Here is a 17,141-nt window from a genome sequence, read left to right as displayed (position 1 = left end):
GCAAAGCGGAAAGCCGCACCCGTGCGGGCGGCGCACCGATGCAGCGGCGGCGCCGGGCACCCGAACAGCCGGGCACCCGAGCGGACGCGAAGCACCGAACGAAACTCGAAACACCCGACAACAACAGCAAGGGAAGGGCACCGATGACGAACCCGAATCTGGACGCTCTGGCCACCGCCGGCACCTCGGCCTGGCTCGACGATCTGTCCCGCCAGCGGCTCGACGGCGGCGAGCTGAAGTCGCTCGTCGACGAATACGCCGTCGTGGGCGTGACCACCAACCCGGCGATCTTCTCGTCGGCCATGACCACCGGCGACGCCTACGACGAGCAGCTGCGCGAGCTCGCGGCGTCCGGCGCGGACGCGGCGGAGACCGTCTTCACCATGGCCATCGACGACGTCCGCCGCGCGTGCGACGAACTCGCCGACGTCTCCGCCCGCACCGGCGGCGCCGACGGCCGCGTCTCCATCGAGGTCGACCCGCGGTACGCCGACGATTACGACAAGACCATCGAGCAGGCGCGCCTGCTGTGGGAGCGCGTGGGCAAGTCCAACGCGATGATCAAGATCCCCGCCACCGACGCCTCCCTGCCCGCCGTGTCCGACGCGCTGGCCGAGGGCATCTGCGTCAACGTCACGCTCATCTTCTCGCTGGAGCGCTACCGCCAGGTCGTCGACGCCTTCATCACCGGCATCGAGCGTGCCAAGGAGAACGGCCGCGACCTGTCGCAGATCCACTCCGTCGCGTCCTTCTTCGTCTCGCGCGTCGACACCGAGGTGGACAAGCGCCTGGAGGCCCTCGGGGGCGACGCGCTCGAACTGCGCGGCAAGGCCGGCGTGGCCAACGCCCGCCTGGCCTACCGGGAGTTCGAGCGTTCCTTCGGCGCCGGCGCGGAGCGCTGGCAGCCGCTGTCCCAGGCCGGCGCCAACGCGCAGCGCCCGCTGTGGGCGTCGACCGGCGTGAAGAACCCGGACTACCCCGCCACGCTCTACGTCACCGAGCTGGCCGGCCCGCACACCGTCAACACCATGCCCGAGAAGACGCTGCGCGCCACCGCCGACGCCGACCTCGACGGCGTCACCGACACCCTGTCGGGGTACGGCGAGGAAGCCGAGAAGACCATGTCGGACATCTCCGCCGCCGGCGTCGACCTGGACGACGTCTTCGCCGTGCTCGAGCGCGAGGGCGTGGAGAAGTTCGTCGACTCCTGGCAGGAACTGCTCGACTCCATCGACGCCCGGCTGCGCGAAATCCGCGGCTGACCCGGCGACAGCATCGGCGGCGTCGGCCGGGCCCGCGCCCGGCCGTCGACCGCCGGGCACCCGTGACCGATCACCCTCCCCGAAAGAACCTTCAGTGAGCTCTGACATCTCCGGCGCCATCGCCGACGATTGGACCAATCCCCTGCGCGACCCGCAGGACAAGCGACTCCCCCGCATCGCCGGACCCGGCGGCATGGTCATCTTCGGCGTCACGGGCGACCTGGCCCGCAAGAAGCTGTTGCCGGCCATCTACGACCTGGCCAACCGCGGCCTGCTGCCCGCATCCTTCGCGCTGGTCGGCTACGGCCGCCGCGATTGGTCCAAGGAGTACTTCGAGAACTACGTGCGCGAGGCCGTCGAAGCCGGCGCCCGCACGCCGATCCGCGAGAACGTGTGGCGCCGCCTGGCCGAGGGCATCCACTTCGTCCAGGGCACCTTCGTCGACGACGAGGCCTTCGACCGACTGGCGGACAAGCTCGCCGAGCTCGACGCCTCCCGCGGCACCGCCGGCAACTGGGCGTACTACCTGTCCATCCCGCCGGACAACTTCCCGGACGTCTGCCACCAGCTCGACCGCGCCGGCCTGGCGCAGGCGGGCGAGGAGAACTGGCGGCGCGTGGTCATCGAGAAGCCCTTCGGCCACGACCTCGAGTCCGCGCAGGAGCTCAACCGCATCGTGAACTCGGTCTTCCCGGAGAAGTCGGTGTTCCGCATCGACCACTACCTGGGCAAGGAGACGGTGCAGAACATTCTGGCCATGCGGTTCGCCAACCAGCTGTTCGATCCGCTGTGGAACTCGCACTACGTCGACCACGTGCAGATCACCATGGCCGAGGACATCGGCCTGGGCGGCCGCGCCGGCTACTACGACGGCATCGGCGCCGCCCGCGACGTGATCCAGAACCACCTGCTGCAGCTTTTGGCGCTCGTGGCCATGGAGGAGCCCGTGGCGTTCACGCCGGAGGAGCTGCAGGCGGAGAAGATCAAGGTGCTGCGCGCCACGGAGCCGGTGCGGCCTCTGTCCAAGACGACGGCCCGCGGCCAGTACTCCGCCGGGTGGCAGGGCAGCCATTACGTCAAGGGCCTGCGCGAGGAAGAGGGCTTCGACCCGGAGTCCACCACCGAGACCTACGCCGCGTGCACCCTGCAGATCAATTCCCGCCGGTGGGCGGGCGTGCCGTTCTACCTGCGCACGGGCAAGCGCCTCGGCCGCCGGGTCACCGAGATCGCCCTGGTGTTCAAGTCCGCGCCGCACCTGCCGTTCGCGGACACCATGACCACGGCACTGGGCCAGAACGCGATGGTCATCCGCGTCCAGCCGGACGAGGGCGTGCTCATGCGCTTCGGCTCGAAGGTCCCCGGCTCCACCATGGAGGTCCGCGACGTGAACATGGACTTCTCCTACTCGGAGTCCTTCACGGAGCAGTCCCCGGAGGCCTACGAGCGGCTCATCCTGGACGCTCTCCTCGACGAGGCCAGCCTCTTCCCCACCAACGAGGAAGTGGAGCTGTCCTGGAAGATCCTCGATCCGGTCATCGATTACTGGGCCAAGCGCGGCCGCCCGGAGGAGTACCCGGCCGGCACGTGGGGGCCGGATTCGGCCGACCGGATGCTGGAGCGCGAAGGCCGCACCTGGCGCCGTCCCTGACGGGCGGGACAGGCGGAACAGGTACTTGGGAAAGGAACAACCGTGCCAACGATCATCAATTTGCCCGACACCGACACGCGGGACATCGCCCGCCAGTTGGTGACCCTGCGCGAAACCGGCGGCATCGTCACCACCGGACGCGTGCTCACCCTCATCGTCCTCGCGCAGCGCGACGATGACCTGGAGAACATCGTCAAGACGGTCAACAACGTCTCCCGCGAGCATCCGGCGCGCGTGCTGGTGCTCGTCGCCGGCGAGCCGCGCGGGGCGAACCGCCTCGACGCCGAATTGCGCCTGGGCGGCGAAGCAGGTGCCGCGGAGGTCGTCGTCATGCACATGGAGGGCGAGGTCGGGGCGCACCCGGAGGCCATCGTCACTCCCCTGCTGCTGCCCGACACGCCGGTCGTCGCGTGGTGGCCGTCGACGCCGCCGCAGGTGCCCGCGGCCACGCCGATCGGCCAGATCGCGCAGCGCCGCATCACCGATTCGCTGGCGGACCCGGACGGAAACGCCGTCTACACCCGCCGCACCGGGTACACGCCGGGTGATTCGGACCTCGCGTGGTCGCGCCTGACCGCGTGGCGCGGCGTGCTGGCGTCCGCGCTGGATTTCCCGCCGCACGGCAAGATCACCGCGGCGCGCATCGAGGGCCCCGGCGAGGATCCCTCCGTCGACGTCGCCGCGGGATGGCTCGCCGACCGGCTGGCCGCGCCGGTGCAGCGCGTGGTCACCGAGGAGCCGGAGGTTCCGCTGGACGCCGACGGCGACCCGAAGCCGCCGGTGACCAAGGTGACGCTGACCCGCCGCGGCGGCGAAGGCGAATGCACCGACGTCACCGTCGAGGTGGAGAACGCCACGACCGCGTGCGTGACCATCACCGGCCGCCCGCCGTTCAAGGTGGCGCTGTCGCGCCGCACCACCGTCGATTGCCTGGCCGAGGAATTGCGCCACCTCGACCCCGACACCGCGTACGCCCGCGCACTGCGCGGGTTGGGACGCATCCGGCGCCTGACCGCCGAGGAGGCCCGCGAGGCCGACGCCGCATCGCCCGACGACGGCCCGTGCGCGGCGAGCTCCGCGGCCACCGACTCAACCGCCCGAAACCCCGAGGAGTCTTCCCGATGACCGACAGCGCACCCGCGCCCGAGTTTTCCCGCCACGCAGACCAGGACGCGCTGATCGAAGCCGCCCGCACCCGGTTCGTCGACGTCGTGTGCGCCGCGCAGGGCGACGACGGAATGGCGCGCATCGCCGTGACCGGCGGCGGCGCCGGCATCGGCCTGCTCGCCGCGCTGGCGGAGGATTCCGGGGCCATCGATTGGACCCGCGTCATGGTCTTCTTCGGCGACGAGCGCTTCGTCCCGGAGGAGTCGCCCGACCGCAACGTCGGCCAGGCCCGGAAGGCCCTGTTCGACCACGTGGACATCCCCGGGTCGTACATCTTCCCCATCGCGCCCTCCGGCGGCGCGTACCTGGAGGACCCGGTGTGCGCGGCCGACGCCTACGCCGACATCCTGGCCATGCACGCGCCCGACGGCTTCGACCTGCACCTGCTCGGCATGGGACCGGAAGGCCACGTCAACTCGCTGTTCCCCGGAACCCCCGCGATCGCGGAGACCGAGCGCACCGTCGTGGAAGTCCGCGACTGCCCGAAGCCGCCGCCGACCCGCGTGTCGCTGACGCTGCCGGCGATCAACGCCAGCGAGCGCGTCTGGTTGCTCGTGTCCGGCGAGGCCAAGGCGGAGGCCGTCAAGGCCATCGCCGACGGCGCCGATCCCGCCGACTGGCCCGCCGCCGGCGTCCGCGGCACGGCCGAGACCATCGTCTTCGTCGACGAGGCGGCCGCCTCGAAGCTGTAGGGAAGGCATGAAAGAGGGGCCCGGGCGTTGATTCGCCCGGGCCCCTCTTCGCGGTCGTGCCGCCGATCCCCTACCAGTTGAAGGCCTGGAACAGGCCGAGCAGGATGATCGACGCCACCCACAGGATCGCCGTGATGATGGTGACGTAGTCGAGGTTCTTCTCCACCACCGTCGAACCGGAGAGGTTCGACTGCATGCCGCCGCCGAAGAGGCTGGACAGGCCGCCGCCCTTGCCCTTGTGGAGCAGGACGAACAGGGACATCAGCACGGAGGTGATGACCAGGACGATCTGGATGGCGAGGTACACGCGCACTTCCCTACGGTTTTCGACGGTTATGACTGGGTACTGCTTCGCGGTTTCCGGTCGTGGCCGGACGCCGCGGCGGGTGCGGCCGGGCCGGGCCCGCGATCAACTGACCAGGGTACCGCACCGGTCCCCCGTCGCGCAGCCGACGGGGACGGCGCGTCGGGGGAAACCGGCTAGCCCGAGTTGCGCAGCGCCGTGGCCAGCCCGTTCATGGTCAGCTGGATGCCCCGGCGGACCTTGTCGCGGGCATCGCCGGCGCGGTAGCGGCGCAGCATCTCCAGCTGGATGGCGTTGAGCGGCATCAGGTACGGGAACCGCATGTCGACGGAACGCGCCAGCAGCGGATTGTCCTCCAGCAGCGAGGAGTAGCCGGTGACCTTCATGAACATCTCGAGGGTCAGTTCGTACTCCTCGCGGATGCGGTCGTAAATCCGGTCGGCCACTTCCCGGTCGGAGACCAGGTCGGCGTAGAGCCGGGCCAACTCCAGGTCCGTCTTCGACATGACCTGCGCCATGTTCGACAGCACCGAGTCGAAGAAGGGCCAGGAACGGTTCAGTTCGCGCAGCTCCTCCAGGCGCGACCCGTCGGCGTCCTCGCCGATCCATTCCTTCAGCGCGGTGCCCACGCCGAACCAGCCGGGGACCATCGAGCGCTGCTGCGACCACGCGAGCACCCATGGGATGGCGCGCAGATCGGAGATCGACGTGGTCTGCTTGCGCGACGACGGCCGCGACCCGATGTTGAGGCTGCCGATTTCGCCGACCGGGGTGGAGGTCTCGAAAAACTCGATGAAGCCGGGGTCCTCGTGCATGAGCGCGGCGTAGGCGTCGCGGGAGCGCTCGGAGATCTCCGACATCACCTGGTAGGCGCGGTCCTGGTCGTCCAGGTCCTCCAGGTCCAGCAGAGTGGATTCGATGGTCGCCGACACCAGGGCCTCCAGGTTGCGGCGGGCCGCCACGGGGTGACCGTACTTGGCCGAGATGATCTCGCCCTGCTCGGTGATGCGCACCGAACCCTGCACCGCGCCCTTGGGCTGCGCCAGGATCGCGTCGTAGGACGGCCCGCCGCCGCGGCCGACGGTACCGCCGCGGCCGTGGAACAGGCGCAGGCGCACGCCTTCCTCGCGGGCGACCTTGGCGATGGCGGTTTCGGCGTCGTACAGCGCCCAGTTGGCCGCGAAGTAGCCGCCGTCCTTGTTCGAGTCGGAGTAGCCCAGCATGACCTCCTGCAGGTCGCCCCGGGAGGCGACGTAGCGGCGGTACAGCGGGACGTCCCAGGCCTCCCGCAGCACGGACGCGCCGGCCTGGAGATCCTCGATGGTCTCGAACAGCGGGATCACGTCGACCGTGCCGCCCGGCACCCCGTCGACCACGGAGATCAGGCCGACTTCCTTCAGCAGGATCATCGGCTCGAGCAGGTCGGACACCGACGAGCACATGGAGATGATGCAGTGCGGGACGACCTCCGGGCCGAAGGCATTGACCGCGTCGGCCGCGGCGCGCATGATGCCGAGCTCGCGTTCCGTGGCCTCCGACAGCTGCACCCCGCGCGGGATGAGCGGGCGGGCCGACGCCAGCTCCGACGTGAGGATCTCCACCCGCCGGCGCTCCGGCAGCGACCGGTAATCCTCCGTCACGCCCGACATGCGGAAGAGCTCCGTGAGGATGTCCTCATGGCTTTCCGAGTTCTGGCGCAGGTCCAGGGAGTACAGGTGGAAACCGAAGACATCGGTGGCGGCCTGGATGTCCGCCAGCCGGTGGTCCGCGATGAGGTCGTCGTTGCTGCGCCGCAGCGAGGCCTCGACGATGTCGAGGTCGGCGCGCATCTCCGCGACGTTCGGATAGGGCTCGTGGTCCGACCAGTCCCCCTCCACCACCGAGTGGCCGAGGCGCGAGATCGCCGTCGCCGCGACCCGGCCGCGGATACCGTGGACGGCGCGGCGGTAGGGCTCGTCGACGCGGTTCGGCACGTCGTTCTGGCCGCGGTTGGCCAGCTCGACCAGATCCACCGACACCTGGGTCAGCCGGTCGGAGAAGCTCAGCTCCCGCTCCAGGGCATGCAGCTGCCGCAGGTAATGGCGCAGGATCGTTCCCGCGGCACGGTTGGTGGCGTAGCGGACAACGTCCGCCGACACGTACGGGTTGCCATCGTGGTCGCCGCCGATCCAGGACCCCATGCGCACCACCGGGGTCTCCGGGATGTCGGCGCCGCCCAATTCCCGCATCGCGCCGAGCACGTCCCGGTTCAGCCTGGGCACGGTTTCCAGCAGCGACAGCTGGTAGTAGCGCAGCCCCACTTCGACCTCGTCGCGGATGTCCGGGCGGTTCATGCGGATCAGCGCCGTCTGCCACAGCGTCATGATGCGCCGGCGGATTTCCAGGTCCAGCGCCTCGATCCGGGCGTCCGTGCGGGCATTGCGGGGCGCGTTGAGGACCTCGTGGCGGGCGCGCATCGCGGCCCCGATGTGCTTCTGCACGTCGAACACCGTGCGGCGGCGGGTCTCCGTCGGATGCGCGGTAAGCACCGGCACCACCTCGGCGGCGTTCATCATCGCCGCCAAATCGGTGCCGGGCACCTTGGCCTCGCGCAGCTTTTCCCACGTCGCCTCGAGCGTCGAATCGCGCGGCGGTTCGCCGGCGTCGAGCCCCTCCTCCAGCAGACGCTCCTCGTGCAGGTCCTCCGCGAGGTTGGCCAGCAGCGCGAAGTGCGTGAACGCACGGATGACGGGGGTCGCCTCCGCCGGGTCGATGTCGCGGAACAAGCCGGTCAGCTCGTCGATCTCCGCCTCGCCGCGGTGCAGGCGGAACGCGGTCCGCCGCGCCTGCTCCACCAGATCGAAGACCTCCGCGCCCTCCTGCTCCCGGATGACCTCACCGAGGATCCGCCCCAGATGGCGGATGTCGTCGCGCAACGTCTCGTCGCTGGTCTTCTTCGCGCCCTGTTCCTGCATTCTCGCTTCTCCTGTCATGTCGGGTTCCTCCGCTGCGTCGTCAAGCACCGTGCCGGGCCCCGGCGGACCCGCGCCCCTTTTCCGGGGCCCGGGGGCCGGCGCCGAGCGAAACGCCCCGGATCAACGGGTTACGTTGCCGGGGCGCGCCGTTTTCGGCTCTGGGCCGATCGGGGTTATTCCGCCGCGTCCGCGGCCAGCGCGGACAGCTTGGCGAAGGCCTCGCCATCCAGCGACGCGCCGCCGACCAGGCCGCCGTCGACGTCCGGCTGGCCGACGATGTCGGCCACGTTCTCCGCCTTCACGGAACCGCCATAGAGGATGCGCATCTCCTTGGCCAGCTTCTCGCCGCCCAGCTCGGCGACGGTCTCGCGGATGGCCTTGCAGACCTCCTGCGCGTCCGCCGAGGACGCGACCTTGCCGGTGCCGATGGCCCAGACCGGCTCGTAGGCGATGACCACCTTGGCCAGGTCGGCCTCGGTCAGGCCCTCGAGGGAGCCCTTGACCTGGGCGACCACGTGCTCGACGTGCTTCTCCGCCTCGCGGACCTCGAGCGGCTCGCCGACGCAGACGATCGGCGCCATCGAAGCCTTCAGCGCGGCCTTGGCCTTCTTGGCGACGAGGGCGTCATCCTCGCCGTGCATCTCGCGGCGCTCCGAATGCCCGACGACGACCCAGCGGCACCCGAGCTTGGACAGCATCGCGGCCGAGATCTCGCCGGTGAAGGCGCCCGACTCGTGGATGGAGACGTCCTGCGCGCCGTAGGTCACGGCCAGCTTGTCGCCCTCCACCAGGGTCTGCACGGAACGGATGTCGGTGAACGGCGGGATGACCGCGACGTCGACCTTGTCGTAGTACTCCTTCGGCAGGGCGAAGGCCAGCTTCTGCACGACGCCGATGGCCTCCAGATGGTTGAGGTTCATCTTCCAGTTGCCGGCGATGAGGGGCTTGCGAGCCATTGTGGGTGTCACTTCCTGAGGTGGTTGAAGAATGTGGGGTGCGGGCCGGTGCGGCGGCGAACCGCGCACCGCCCGCGGGGGCGGACCGGTGCCGGGACTCGAGGACCGCTAGGACTCGAGCACCTGGACGCCGGGGAGGTCCTTGCCCTCGAGGAACTCGAGGGAAGCGCCGCCGCCGGTGGAGATGTGGCTGAAGCCGTCCTCGTCCAGGCCGAGGGTGCGCACGGCCGCCGCGGAGTCGCCGCCGCCGACGACGGAGAAGCAGCCGTTGTCGCGGGTGGCGTCGATGATCGCCTGCGCGACGAAGCGGGTGCCGTTGGCGAACGCGTCCATCTCGAACACGCCCATCGGGCCGTTCCAGAAGACGGTCTTGGTGCCGGCGAGCTTCGCGGCGAAGGCCTTGGCGGACTCGGGGCCGATGTCCAGGCCCATCCAGCCCTCCGGGATCGCGTCGACCGCGACGACCTTGTGGTCGGCGTCGGCGGCGAACTCGGAGGCGACGACGACGTCGGTCGGCAGGACGATCTGGTCGCCGTAACGGTCCAGCAGATCCTTGCAGGTGTCGATCATCTCCTCCTGCAGCAGCGAGGCGCCGACGGAGTGGCCCTGCGCGGCGAGGAAGGTGAAGCACATGCCGCCGCCGATGACCAGGTAATCGACCTTCGGGGCGAGGGCCTCGATGACGCCCAGCTTGTCGGAGACCTTGGAACCGCCCAGCACCACGGCGTAGGGCTTCTCCGGGGTCTCGGCGACCTTGCGCAGGACCTCGAGCTCGGACTGGACCAGGCCGCCGGCGTAGTGCGGCAGCTTCTTGGCGACGTCGTACACCGACGCCTGGGCGCGGTGGACCACGCCGAAGCCGTCGGAGACGAATGCGCCGTCCGGCACCAGGGCGGCGAGCTCGGCGGCGAAGGCCTCGCGCTCGGCGTCGTCCTTGGAGGTCTCGCGGGCGTCGTAGCGGATGTTCTCCAGCAGCAGGACGTCACCCTCGGTCAGGCCGTTGGCGCGCTCGTGGGCGTCCTCGCCGGAGACGTCGCCGGCGACGGCCACGTAGCGGTCCAGGCGCTCGGACAGGGCCTCGGCGACCGGGGCAAGCGAAAGCTCCGGCTTGGCCTCGCCCTTCGGGCGGCCGAGGTGGGCGGTGACGACGACCTTCGCGCCGGCGTCGGACAGCGCCTTCAGCGTCGGCACGGACGCGTCGATGCGGCCCGGGTCGGTGATGGTGCCGTCCTTCAGCGGGACGTTGAGGTCCGAGCGGACCAGCACGTAACGGCCTTCGACGCCCTCGTCGAGGAGATCCTGCAGAGTCTTCACGGTCATGTGGGGTTATTCCTTCGTTCAATGAAGCCCCAGGGCCGGGGTGCGCCCGCGGGCACACCCCGGCCCTGGGGTCGTGGGTGAAACGGAGAGCTTAGAGGCGCTCGCCGACGTAGACGGAGAGGTCGACGAGGCGGCAGGAGTAGCCCCACTCGTTGTCGTACCAGGACACGACCTTGACCTGGTCGCCGATGACCTTGGTCAGGGGCGCGTCGAAGATGGAGGAGCGCGGGTCGCCCTCGATGTCCTTGGAGACGATCGGGTCCTCGTTGTAGCCGAGGACGCCGGCCAGCTCCTCCGACTCGGAGGCCTTCTTGATCGCGGCGTTGACGGCCTCGACCGAGACCTCCTTCTTCGCGGTGAACGTGAGGTCGGTGACCGAGCCGGTCGGGGTCGGGACGCGCAGAGCGTAGCCGTCCAGGACGCCCTTCAGCTGCGGGAGGACCAGGGCGACGGCCTTGGCGGCGCCGGTCGAGGTCGGGACGATGTTCAGGGCCGCGGCGCGGGCGCGGCGCAGATCCTTGTGCGGGGCGTCGTGCAGGCGCTGGTCGCCGGTGTAGGCGTGGATGGTGGTCATCAGGCCGCGCTCGATGCCGAACTCCTCGTCCAGCACCTTGGCCATCGGGGCCAGGCAGTTGGTCGTGCAGGACGCGTTGGAGATGATCGTGTGCTTCTCCGGGTCGTAGTCGGTGTGGTTCACGCCGACCACGAACGTGGCATCCTCGTTCTTCGCCGGGGCGGAGATGATGACCTTCTTGGCGCCGCCGTCGATGTGGGCCTTGGCGGCCTCGGCGTCGGTGAAGAAGCCGGTGGACTCGACGACGATGTCGACGTTGTTCTCGCCCCACGGGAGGTTCTTCGGGTCGCGCTCGGCCCACGCGATGATGCGCTTGCCGTCGACGGTGATGGACTCATCGTCGTAGGTGACCTCGGCGTCGAGCTTGCCCATGATCGAGTCGTACTTGAGCAGGTGGGCGAGCGTCTTGTTGTCGGTCAGGTCGTTGACCGCCACGATCTCCAGATCGGCGCCCTGCGCGAGGGCCGCGCGGAAGAAGTTGCGTCCGATGCGACCGAAGCCGTTGATGCCTACACGAACCGTCACGTTGATCTCCTCCAAAGGAATCGGCTTAGATTTGCCCTTTCGGCCCGGGGTCCGGGCCAACTGGTTCATCTTCGGATTGTACGTGCGGAAGAGCCGTCGCGCAGGGGGCGAATGCCCGAATTTCAGTGAGACGCCTCACAAACGGACATTTCATGTTGCACACATGCCCGTTTGTCTGTGATCCAGGTCATGACCTCGGCTTTTCCATTGCCCGGACCGACGCTGAAACGACGGAAAAATAGGCTGATTACGGGGGTGATTCCCCGTTTTTCACGCTTCTTCGAACAGCTCGTCGGTGACGGCCGACGACGTGTCCGGAACGCCCGTTTCGGCGGCCCGGCGGTCCGCCATGGACAACAGGCGGCGAATGCGGCCGGCCACGGCGTCCTTGGTCATCGGCGGGTTGGCCAGCTGGCCCAGCTCCTCCAGGGAGGCCTGGCGGTGCGCGACGCGCAGCTCGCCGGCGGTGACCAGGTGCTCGGGGACGTCGTCGCCGAGGATCTCCAGCGCGCGCTCGACGCGGGCGGCGGCCACGACGGCGGCGCGGGCGGAGCGGCGCAGATTGGCGTCGTCGAAGTTGGCCAGGCGGTTGGCGGTGGCCCGGACCTCGCGGCGCATGCGCTGCTCTTCCCACTCCAGGCGGGTGGTCTGGGCGCCCATGCGGGTCAGCAGGGCGCCGATGGCCTCGCCGTCGCGGATGACCACGCGGTCTCCCCCGCGGGTCTCCTTGCTCTTGGCGGCGATGCCCAGGCGCCGGGCGCAGCCGACCAGGGCCAGCGCCGCCTCCGGGCAGGGGCAGGTCACCTCCAGGGCCGAGGACCTGCCCGGCTCCGTCAGCGAACCGTGCGCCAGAAACGCCCCGCGCCACGCCGCTTCGGCATCGAGCACCGTGCCGCCGATGACCTTCGGGGGCAGGCCGCGGACCGGGCGGCCGGCGCGATCGACCAGACCCGTGCGGCGGGCGAGGTCCTCCCCGCCCTCCGCCACGCGGACGATGTAGCGGGAGGTCTTGCGCAGGCCTCCGGGGCTCAGCACCTGCAACTCCGGCTCGTGGCCGAAGAGCGAATCGATCATGCCGCGCAGGCGCCGGGCCACGGCACCGGAATCCAGTTCGGCCTCGATGACGATGCGCCCGGCGACGAGATGGAGCCCGCCGGCGAACCGCAACATGGACGCGACCTCCGCCGACTGCGCGCTTTCCTGGCTGACCGGCACGCGCGCCAGCTCATCCTTCACCTTGGGCGTCAACGCCATGTGGTCATTCTCCTAACATCGGCGACCCATTCGCCGTGCAGCGCAGTTTAGCGGCCCCGATCAGCGGGACAGCACTTCCCCCAGCACGGACGCGACCTTCGCGGGGTCGTGCCGCTCGGTCCATCCGCCGTCCTCTTCGATCTCGCGGACGTCGGCGTAGATCACTTCCGCGGACAGCGTCGCGGCCGCGCGTTCGAGGTACCCGCGCTCGGATTCCCCGCCCATGGTGGAGCGGTCGACGAGGATCGTGTCCAGTTTCAGGTCCGGCGCGTGCTGCGCGAGCATGTGCACGTGGCGTTCGGACGAGAATCCGGCGGTCTCCCCCGGCTCCGACGACAGGTTGAGCACGACGACCCGGTGCGCCGTCGTCGCGCGCAGTGCCTGCACGAGCTCCGGGACCTGCAGGTGCGGCAGCACCGAGGTGAACCACGAGCCGGGGCCCAGGGTGACCATGTCGGCGGTCATGATGGCCTCGACGGCGTCGGGCGTGGCCGGCGGCTGCTCGGGGATCAGGCGGATGCGGCGTACCTGGCCGGGCGTCGTGGCGACGGCGACCTGGCCGCGGACCGGGCGCACCACGCGGGCGTCGTCCTCCAGCCCGACCACCTCCGCCTCGATGTCGAGCGGGCGCGGCGACATGGGCAGCACCCGGCCGCAGATGCCCAGCAGCGACCCGACCTCGTCGAGGGCCGCGACCTCGCTGCCCAGCACGCTGGTCAGGCCGGCGATGATCAGGTTGCCAACGGCGTGCCCGGCCAGGGCGCCGGTGCCGCCGAAGCGGTGCTGGAGCACCTCTTCCCACAGCTTGCCGCGCTCGTCTTCGGCGGACAGCGCGGCCAGGGCCATGCGCAGGTCCCCCGGCGGGATCTGCCCAAGTTCCCGGCGCAGGCGGCCGGACGAGCCGCCGTCGTCGGCGACCGTGACGACGGCGGTGACGTCGTCGGCGATCCGGCGGACGGCGCGGAGCGTCGCGAAAAGCCCGTGGCCTCCGCCGAGGCTCGTGATGGCGGTCATGGGAAAAGACTCCTCTGGTGTCGAAGCGGGTGCCGGTGCGCGGGCGGGCGCGGGCCGGTCAGTCCCTTTCGATGTCGCGGTGGATGACGCTGACGTCGATGCCGTTGAACTCCCCGAGCCTGCGGCCCAGGGCCTCTGCCATGGCCACGCTGCGGTGGTGGCCGCCGGTGCAGCCTATGGCGACGGACATGTGGCTCTTCCCCTCGCGCCGGTAGCCCGGGAGGATGACGGAAATCAGCTGTTCGACGGTGTCGAGCCAGCGCGGCGCGTCGTCCTGCTCGAGGACGAATTCGGATACCGCCTTGTCGGTGCCTCGCCCCGAGCGCAGCCCCGGGACCCAATACGGGTTGGGCAGGAACCGGACGTCGAGAAGCAGGTCGGCGTCGCGCGGCGCGCCGTGCTTGAAGCCGAAGGACTGGACGGTCACCCGCTGGCCGTGCGACGACGGGTCGGCGAAGTGGACCTCCAACGCGCGGCGCAGATCGTGGACCGACATCTTGGTGGTGTCGAGCACGAGGTCGGACATCGCCTTGATCCCGGCGAGCATCTGCCGTTCGCGCTCGATGCCCTGCGTCAGCGTCCCCGAGTCCTGCAGGGGGTGGGTGCGCCGGACCGAGTCGTAGCGGGCGATGAGCGTGTCGTCCTCGGCATCGAGGAAGATCACCATCGGCCGGCGACCCGATTCGTGCAGCCGGTCGAGGACGTCGCCGAGCGACCCGGCGAAGGCGCGGGACCGGACGTCGGTGACTATGGCCAGGCGCTCCACCGGCGAGTCCGCCTCGAACGACAGCTCGACCATCCGCATGATCAACTCGGGCGGGAGGTTGTCGGCGACGTACCAGCCCATCTCCTCGAGGACGGCTGCGGCGGTGTTGCGTCCCGATCCGGACATGCCCGTGATCAGGACCAGTGACGTGTCGGGGTCGGCCGCACCGGCGTTGGCGTTGGTCATGGGTCCCAGCCTACGTGCGATCGGCGTGCAGCGCTTCGTGCACGGACTGCGCCAGCGCGGGCCCGAAACCGGGCACTTCGCGGATCTCGTCGACGGTGGCCCGCTTGAGCTTCGCGACGGATCCGAAGTGCTTCACCAGCTCCGATCTGCGCTGCGGCCCCAGTCCCCTGATGCCGTCGAGGGCGGAGGCCCGCATCCGCTTGGACCTCTGCTGCCGGTGGTAGCCGATGGCGAACCGGTGCGCCTCGTCGCGGATGCGCTGCATCAGGTACATGGCCTCGGAATTGCGCGGCAGGATCACCGGTTCGTCGTCGCCCGGGACCCAGATCTCCTCCAGGCGCTTGGCCAGGCCGACAAGCGTGACGTCGTCCACCCCGAGTTCGTCGAGCACCTCCTGCGCCGCCGCGACCTGCGGCGCGCCGCCGTCGACGATGAACAGCTGCGGCGGGTAGGCGAACTTCCGCCCGGCGACGGATTCCTCCACGACGCTTTCCGACGTCCCGTCGCCCCCTCCCGCGGCCTCTTCCTCGAACATGACCGATTCATCGTCGGGCACGGCGAGCTTGTCTTCGGCATGGCGCCGGAACCTCCGGCGGACGACCTCGGCGATGGACGCGACGTCATCGGAATGCCCGTCGCCGGCGGCGTCCTTGATGCGGTACCGGCGGTAGTCGACCTTGCGGGGCAGGCCGTCCTCGAAGACGACCAGCGACGCGACGACGTCGGTGCCCTGGATGTGCGAGATGTCCGTGCACTCGATGCGCAGCGGGGCCTCGTCCATGAACAGCGCGTCGCGGATGCCCTCCAGGGCCTGTGAGCGTGCGGTGAGATCGCCGCTGCGCTTGAGCTTGTGCTGCGCCAGCGCCTCGACGGCATTGCGGTGCACCGTTTCCAGGAGCGCTTTCTTGTCGCCCCGCTGCGGCACGCGGATGTCGACCGCGGTGCCGCGGATGCCCTGGAGGAACCGCGACACCTCTCCGGCGTTCTCCGGGTCGGTCTGCACGAGGATCTGGCGCGGGACGGCCTCCGCGGCACCGGTGGAGGCGTCGCCGTCTACCTTCGCGTGTTCCGCGGCGTCGCCGTAGAACTGCGTCAGGAACGTCGACAGGAGCTTCGGCAACGCGGGATCGGGTTCCCCCTCGGGCAGCGGGCCGGTTTCCGAATCTCCCGACTTTTCCACGACCCAGCCCCGCTGGCCGTGGATGCGGCCGCGGCGGACGTGGAAGATCTGCACGGCGGCCTCGAGTTCGTCGGAGGCGAAGGCGATGAAATCGGCGTCCGTGGCGTCGCCGAGCACCACGGCCTGCTTCTCCATCACCTTTTCCACCGCGGCGAGGTCATCGCGGATCTTCGCGGCCTTCTCGAAGTCGAGGTCCTCCGCCGCGGCGTTCATGTCCCGTCGCAGCTGCGCTGTCAGAGGACCGGTGTTGCCGGCCATGAAGGAGACGAAGCCGTCGACGATTTCCCGGTGCTCGGCGGCGGACACCCGGCCGACGCAGGGCGCGGCGCATTTGTCGATGTACCCCAGCAGGCACGGCCGGCCCAGCTGCTGGTGCCGGTTGAGCACGCCCTTCGAGCACGTACGGGCGGGGAAGACCCGCGTGAGCAAGTCGAGGGTTTCGCGAATGGCCCAGGCATGCGAATACGGGCCGAAGTAGCGGACCCCCTTGCGGCGGGGCCCGCGGTAGACGAACAGCCGCGGGTACTGCTCCCCCACGCTGACCGCGAGCATGGGGTAGCTCTTGTCGTCGCGGTACATGACGTTGAACCGCGGGTCGTACCGCTTGATCCACGTGTACTCGAGCTGGAGCGCCTCGACCTCGGTGCGCACCACGGTCCAGACGACCTTCGACGCCGATTGCACCATCTGCCGCGTGCGCGGGTGCAGGTTGGCGACGTCCTGGAAGTAATTGGACAGCCGGGCGCGGAGATTCTTGGCCTTGCCCACGTACAGCACGCGGCCGGCGTCGTCGAGGAAACGGTAAACGCCCGGCTCGACCGGGATGGTCCCGGGCGCCGGGCGGTACGTCGAGGGGTCCGCCATCAGTCTTCCGGCATGTAGCGGTCCTCGAGTTCGCGGAACCGGCGCACGGCCTCGACGACGGCGGAGCCGTCGCGGGACTGCAGCGCCCACATGGGCACGAACTCGAACTCGGGCAGCTCCAGGCGCGCCCAGCGGGCGTCGGCCGGGAAGCTCAGGCCGTGGACCACGTCCCACGGGTAGAACTTGGCGCCCAGGAAGTTGCGGACTTCCACGCCGCGCGAATCCACGCGCACTCGCGGACGGAGCATGAGCAGGCAGGCCGCGGAGATGACCAGGCCCAGGATCGGGAACGCCAGCACGTCGATGGAGGTCACCTGCGCGCCGGTGTCGCCGACGTCGACGACGAAGCCCATGAACAGGTGCACCGCCATCACCACGGCCGCCGAACCCCACGCCCAGAGCTTCATGGTCTTGGACGTGACCGTCAGCTCCCAGCGGGAATCCGTGCGGTCGACCGTCTTGTTGTCGCTCACTT

14 protein-coding genes are annotated in these 17,141 nt (G+C 69.8%); 4 read left to right on the top strand and 10 right to left on the bottom strand.

The features are described 5' to 3' along the window. Nucleotides 1-143 precede the first annotated feature (143 nt). The 4 genes from tal to pgl all read left to right on the top strand — a co-directional run bounded on the left by tal (nt 144) and on the right by pgl (nt 4,769). Entirely contained in the window at nt 144-1,262 is a 1,119-nt protein-coding gene (gene tal / locus CHAN_RS06775) for a transaldolase (RefSeq protein WP_048743670.1), read from the top strand. Nucleotides 1,263-1,356: 94 nt separating this feature from the next. Then, on the top strand, nt 1,357-2,910 hold the full coding sequence (gene zwf / locus CHAN_RS06770) for a glucose-6-phosphate dehydrogenase (RefSeq protein WP_048743672.1): 1,554 nt from the start codon (nt 1,357-1,359) through the stop codon (nt 2,908-2,910). A 42-nt stretch (nt 2,911-2,952) separates the two neighbouring features. Further along, a complete protein-coding gene (locus tag CHAN_RS06765; RefSeq protein WP_290293135.1) occupies nt 2,953-4,035 on the top strand; it encodes a glucose-6-phosphate dehydrogenase assembly protein OpcA in 1,083 nt (360 codons plus the stop codon). Then, the gene (gene pgl, locus CHAN_RS06760) at nt 4,032-4,769 is read left to right on the top strand and encodes a 6-phosphogluconolactonase (RefSeq protein ID WP_048743674.1); all 738 of its coding nucleotides are present in this window, start codon (nt 4,032-4,034) and stop codon (nt 4,767-4,769) included. The genes CHAN_RS06765 and pgl overlap by 4 nt, the downstream gene beginning before the upstream one ends. 70 nt (nt 4,770-4,839) lie before the next feature. Here pgl and secG read toward each other — a convergent pair whose 3' ends face one another. From secG to CHAN_RS06710, 10 genes are all read right to left on the bottom strand, one after another. Beyond that, nucleotides 4,840-5,076: a preprotein translocase subunit SecG gene (gene secG, locus CHAN_RS06755; protein WP_048743939.1), complete on the bottom strand. Its 237-nt coding sequence runs from the start codon at nt 5,074-5,076 to the stop codon at nt 4,840-4,842. 173 nt (nt 5,077-5,249) lie between these two features. Further along, nucleotides 5,250-8,027: a phosphoenolpyruvate carboxylase gene (ppc, locus tag CHAN_RS06750; RefSeq protein ID WP_290293128.1), complete on the bottom strand. Its 2,778-nt coding sequence runs from the start codon at nt 8,025-8,027 to the stop codon at nt 5,250-5,252. A gap of 173 nt (nt 8,028-8,200) precedes the next feature. After that, entirely contained in the window at nt 8,201-8,983 is a 783-nt protein-coding gene (tpiA, locus tag CHAN_RS06745; protein ID WP_290293127.1) for a triose-phosphate isomerase, read from the bottom strand. A 108-nt stretch (nt 8,984-9,091) separates the two neighbouring features. After that, nucleotides 9,092-10,303: a phosphoglycerate kinase gene (locus CHAN_RS06740; RefSeq protein ID WP_290293124.1), complete on the bottom strand. Its 1,212-nt coding sequence runs from the start codon at nt 10,301-10,303 to the stop codon at nt 9,092-9,094. A gap of 91 nt (nt 10,304-10,394) precedes the next feature. Continuing rightward, the gene (gene gap / locus CHAN_RS06735; RefSeq protein WP_048743940.1) at nt 10,395-11,402 is read right to left on the bottom strand and encodes a type I glyceraldehyde-3-phosphate dehydrogenase; all 1,008 of its coding nucleotides are present in this window, start codon (nt 11,400-11,402) and stop codon (nt 10,395-10,397) included. Between the two features lie 270 nt (nt 11,403-11,672). Further along, complete coding sequence (whiA, locus tag CHAN_RS06730) at nt 11,673-12,656, bottom strand: DNA-binding protein WhiA (RefSeq protein WP_048743682.1); 984 nt, start codon at nt 12,654-12,656, stop codon at nt 11,673-11,675. 60 nt (nt 12,657-12,716) lie between these two features. Beyond that, entirely contained in the window at nt 12,717-13,670 is a 954-nt protein-coding gene (locus CHAN_RS06725) for a gluconeogenesis factor YvcK family protein (RefSeq protein WP_048743684.1), read from the bottom strand. A 58-nt stretch (nt 13,671-13,728) separates the two neighbouring features. Next, nucleotides 13,729-14,622, bottom strand: a complete 894-nt coding sequence (gene rapZ, locus CHAN_RS06720; protein WP_048743686.1) for an RNase adapter RapZ — start codon at nt 14,620-14,622, stop codon at nt 13,729-13,731. A 10-nt stretch (nt 14,623-14,632) separates the two neighbouring features. Then, nucleotides 14,633-16,666 carry an excinuclease ABC subunit UvrC gene (gene uvrC, locus CHAN_RS06715; protein WP_290293121.1) on the bottom strand — a complete coding sequence of 678 codons (2,034 nt, stop codon included), beginning with the start codon at nt 16,664-16,666 and terminating at the stop codon, nt 14,633-14,635. Next, complete coding sequence (locus CHAN_RS06710) at nt 16,666-17,139, bottom strand: PH domain-containing protein (protein WP_241485467.1); 474 nt, start codon at nt 17,137-17,139, stop codon at nt 16,666-16,668. Before CHAN_RS06710 ends, uvrC begins: the two co-directional genes overlap by 1 nt. Nucleotides 17,140-17,141 lie beyond the last annotated feature (2 nt).

Origin of the sequence: Corynebacterium hansenii, assembly GCF_030408795.1 — a bacterium.
GTDB lineage: Bacteria > Actinomycetota > Actinomycetes > Mycobacteriales > Mycobacteriaceae > Corynebacterium > Corynebacterium hansenii.
Note: the sequence above shows the minus strand (reverse complement) of the source record. Positions and strands in the feature narration are given on the sequence as shown.